Annotated in this window: 1 protein-coding gene; it reads right to left on the reverse strand. The window is 64.1% G+C overall.

All coding sequences use genetic code 11. The annotated features are described in order from the left end of the window. Positions 1-118: 118 nt before the first annotated feature. On the reverse strand, positions 119-1,462 hold the full coding sequence (locus GEU01_RS21680; RefSeq protein WP_019087664.1) for an IS1380 family transposase: 1,344 nt from the start codon (positions 1,460-1,462) through the stop codon (positions 119-121). Between the last annotated feature and the right edge of the window lie 61 nt (positions 1,463-1,523).

Here is a 1,523-nt window from a genome sequence, read left to right on the forward strand (position 1 = left end):
TTCTATGGTTTGGGCGCGCGGGATCGCACCGGGTTGAGGCGGTGTCATTTTGAAACGGTGGATGGCTGCGGCTGGGGTTGCGAGGACGGGGCGCGTTCGGGGGCGATAGCCCCGTCTGTCACGGGCCGGCAGCCTGCATCGAGATGGCGAGACTGCGGAACAGCGCCGCTTCGGGACAGGCGGCGGCAAACGCGATACGGACACGGGTCGCGGTTTCCAGGATACGCCCGGCGATTTTCAGAAGACGATTTCGTAACGTGGTGAACTCGGCCGAGGCGAGCGGCTGTGGGGCTGGGATGGCGTCCCGCAGGGTGAGCATCAGCCAGTATGCGGCAGTGTGCAGCACCAGGCGGACCTGGTTGGCCAGTGGCGATCGACAGCTTGTGCGGTCGGATGCCAGTTGGCCCTTGTGACGCTTGATCAGGTTTTCGGCCTGTCCACGGGCACAGTAGAGGGCACCGTAGAGCCATTCGGCGTTGCCGCCTCGCAGGCTGGTGACCACGCAGCGTATGTCGAGGCCCAGCGTCGTGGCTTCGATCCGGGCGGCCACGCGCCGCTGTTGCTTCCAGGATTTCGCGCCATAACGGATTTCGGCATAGCCGCGCAGGGATTGCGCCCGCGTCTCGGCACGCCGGACGCGGATGTCATCGGCCGAGGGTTCGAGAAGCCGGTGCAGCACGCTGTTGCCCGGCAGGCCGAAGATGTAATCGACGTCATGCGCCTCGCACCAGGCCATGACTTCGGGACGTCCGTAATGACCATCCCCACGAATGGTCAGCCGGGTGTTGGGCCAGTGGCTGCGGATACGGCGGATCAGACGACGCAGGTGACCGCGAATTTCCTGTCCGGACGGGGTCTTGCCCGGGCGGATGATAATGGCAACCGGCCTCGACGTGGCGGCATCGTAAACATGGATCGGCATAAAGCACCGCTCGTCATGATGCGCGTTGAACAGGGCGAGTTGCTGATGACCGTGCACCACATCGACCGTATCGTCGATGTCGAGCGTCACCGCGGCGGGTGGCCGGGCGTAGCTGTCGCACCATGTATCGACCAGGGCATAGGTCAGGCGAATGACCTCGCGCAAAGTCGGGGCGTTCTCCCAACGCGAGATCGTGGGTTGCGAGCACAGATCCCGACCCGTATCGGGCAGTCGTCCGCAGGCGAGCTTGAAACCCGGATCGCACCGCAGGTGATCGAGGTCGTCGGCGTCCTCGTAGCCGCAGGCAATGGCCAGCATACGGGCGCGCAGAATATCGGCCACCCCGTGTGTCACCCGTCGCGGATTGCGTGGATCGGCTATGAGCCGGGCGAGGCGATCGGCCATGCCGATCCGCCGCTCGGCGGCAGCCAGCAACAGGACACCACCATCCGAGGTGATCCGGCCACCATCAAAATCAGCCGTGATTTTCTTGTGTCGGATGGCTGGAAACAGGAACGGCTGGCTCGTATCGTCGGACATGGCGGGTGTGGCTCGGCGTGATCGGAGAAACGGATGGCTTTGACACCCAATTCGTAAACCC

Origin of the sequence: Komagataeibacter europaeus LMG 18890 (assembly GCF_000285295.1) — a bacterium.
Classification (GTDB): Bacteria; Pseudomonadota; Alphaproteobacteria; order Acetobacterales; family Acetobacteraceae; genus Komagataeibacter; species Komagataeibacter europaeus.

Coding starts and splice junctions, on each gene's coding strand:
- GEU01_RS21680 (WP_019087664.1), bottom strand. CDS start 1,462: ATGTCCGACGATACGAGCCAGCCGTTCCTGTTTCCAGCCATCCGACAC.